This window comes from Aeromonas crassostreae (genome assembly GCF_054052445.1).
On the sequence record NZ_JBSTYM010000052.1, the window covers coordinates 1 to 2,862 of the forward strand.

General features: G+C 53.0%; 1 rRNA gene. It reads left to right on the top strand.

Going from position 1 to position 2,862, the window contains the following annotated elements:
* Window positions 1-22: 22 nt before the first annotated feature.
* Window positions 23-2,862: ribosomal RNA gene (locus ACW5W4_RS18820) — 23S ribosomal RNA — on the top strand; the annotation flags it as partial.

Sequence of the window (2,862 nt, forward strand, 5' to 3'; positions counted from 1 at the left end):
ACGACACTTCTTGGGGTTGTATGGTTAAGTGACTAAGCGTACATGGTGGATGCCTTGGCAGTCAGAGGCGATGAAGGACGTACTAACCTGCGATAAGCTGTGAGAAGTCGGTAAGAGACGCTATTACTCACAGATTTCCGAATGGGGAAACCCACTTAGCATAAGCTAGGTATCGTTGCATGAATACATAGTGCAACGAGGCGAACCGGGAGAACTGAAACATCTAAGTACCCCGAGGAAAAGAAATCAACCGAGATTCCCTCAGTAGCGGCGAGCGAACGGGGATTAGCCCTTAAGTTTCTTGGAAGTTAGTGGAATGGTCCTGGAAAGGCCAGCGATACAGGGTGATAGCCCCGTACATGAAAACGACCTTGAAGTGAAATCGAGTAGGGCGGGACACGTGACATCCTGTCTGAATATGGGGGGACCATCCTCCAAGGCTAAATACTCCTGACTGACCGATAGTGAACCAGTACCGTGAGGGAAAGGCGAAAAGAACCCCTGTGAGGGGAGTGAAATAGAACCTGAAACCGTGTACGTACAAGCAGTGGGAGCCCTTCGGGGTGACTGCGTACCTTTTGTATAATGGGTCAGCGACTTACATTTTGTAGCGAGGTTAACCGTATAGGGGAGCCGTAGGGAAACCGAGTCTTAACTGGGCGTCTAGTTGCAAGGTGTAGACCCGAAACCGGGTGATCTAGCCATGGGCAGGTTGAAGGTTGAGTAACATCAACTGGAGGACCGAACCCACTAACGTTGCAAAGTTAGGGGATGACCTGTGGCTGGGGGTGAAAGGCCAATCAAACTCGGAGATAGCTGGTTCTCCCCGAAAGCTATTTAGGTAGCGCCTCGGACGAATACTACTGGGGGTAGAGCACTGTTTGGACTAGGGGGTCATCCCGACTTACCAACTCCATGCAAACTCCGAATACCAGTAAGTACTATCCGGGAGACACACGGCGGGTGCTAACGTCCGTCGTGAAGAGGGAAACAACCCAGACCGCCGGCTAAGGTCCCAAAGTTCTGGTTAAGTGGGAAACGATGTGGGAAGGCTCAGACAGCTAGGATGTTGGCTTAGAAGCAGCCATCATTTAAAGAAAGCGTAATAGCTCACTAGTCGAGTCGGCCTGCGCGGAAGATGTAACGGGGCTCAAACCAGGCACCGAAGCCGCGGATCCACACTTATGTGTGGGTGGTAGGGGAGCGTTCTGTAAGTCTGCGAAGGTGTATCGAGAGGTATGCTGGAGATATCAGAAGTGCGAATGCTGACGTAAGTAACGATAAAGGGGGTGAAAAGCCTCCTCGCCGGAAGACCAAGGGTTCCTGTCCAACGTTAATCGGGGCAGGGTGAGTCGACCCCTAAGGTGAGGCCGAAAGGCGTAATCGATGGGAAGCAGGTTAATATTCCTGCACGACTTGTAATTGCGATGGGGGGACGGAGAAGGCTAGGTGGGCCAGGCGACGGTTGTCCTGGTGAAAGTGCGTAGGTGGTGTTTCTAGGCAAATCCGGAGACACAACACTGAGACACGAGACGAAGCCACTACGGTGGTGAAGCCATTGATGCCCTGCTTCCAGGAAAAGCCTCTAAGCTTCAGATTACAAGTCATCGTACCCCAAACCGACACAGGTGGTCGGGTAGAGAATACCAAGGCGCTTGAGAGAACTCGGGTGAAGGAACTAGGCAAAATAGAACCGTAACTTCGGGAGAAGGTTCGCTCTTGACAGTGAAGTCCCTTGCGGATGGAGCAGTTGGGAGTCGCAGTGACCAGATGGCTGGGACTGTTTATCAAAAACACAGCACTCTGCAAACACGAAAGTGGACGTATAGGGTGTGACACCTGCCCGGTGCCGGAAGGTTAATTGATGGGGTTAGCGCAAGCGAAGCTCTTGATCGAAGCCCCGGTAAACGGCGGCCGTAACTATAACGGTCCTAAGGTAGCGAAATTCCTTGTCGGGTAAGTTCCGACCTGCACGAATGGTGTAACCATGGCCATGCTGTCTCCACCCGAGACTCAGTGAAATCGAATTCGCCGTGAAGATGCGGTGTACCCGCGGCTAGACGGAAAGACCCCGTGAACCTTTACTACAGCTTGGCACTGAACATTGAACCTACATGTGTAGGATAGGTGGGAGGCTTTGAAGCGATGACGCCAGTTGTCGTGGAGCCGTCCTTGAAATACCACCCTTGTATGTTTGATGTTCTAACGCAGGCCCATTATCTGGGTCGCGGACAGTGCCTGGTGGGTAGTTTGACTGGGGCGGTCTCCTCCCAAAGAGTAACGGAGGAGCACGAAGGTTGGCTAATCCTGGTCGGACATCAGGAGGTTAGTGCAATGGCATAAGCCAGCTTAACTGCGAGACGGACAGGTCGAGCAGGTACGAAAGTAGGTCATAGTGATCCGGTGGTTCTGAATGGAAGGGCCATCGCTCAACGGATAAAAGGTACTCCGGGGATAACAGGCTGATACCGCCCAAGAGTTCATATCGACGGCGGTGTTTGGCACCTCGATGTCGGCTCATCACATCCTGGGGCTGAAGTCGGTCCCAAGGGTATGGCTGTTCGCCATTTAAAGTGGTACGCGAGCTGGGTTCAGAACGTCGTGAGACAGTTCGGTCCCTATCTGCCGTGGGCGTTGGATGATTGAAGGGAGTTGCTCCTAGTACGAGAGGACCGGAGTGAACGAACCTCTGGTGTTCGGGTTGTCACGCCAGTGGCACTGCCCGGTAGCTAAGTTCGGAATCGATAACCGCTGAAAGCATCTAAGCGGGAAGCGAGCCCTGAGATGAGTCATCCCTGACCCCTTGAGGGTCCTAAAGGGCCGTTGGAGACCACAACGTTGATAGGTGGGGTGTGTAAGCGC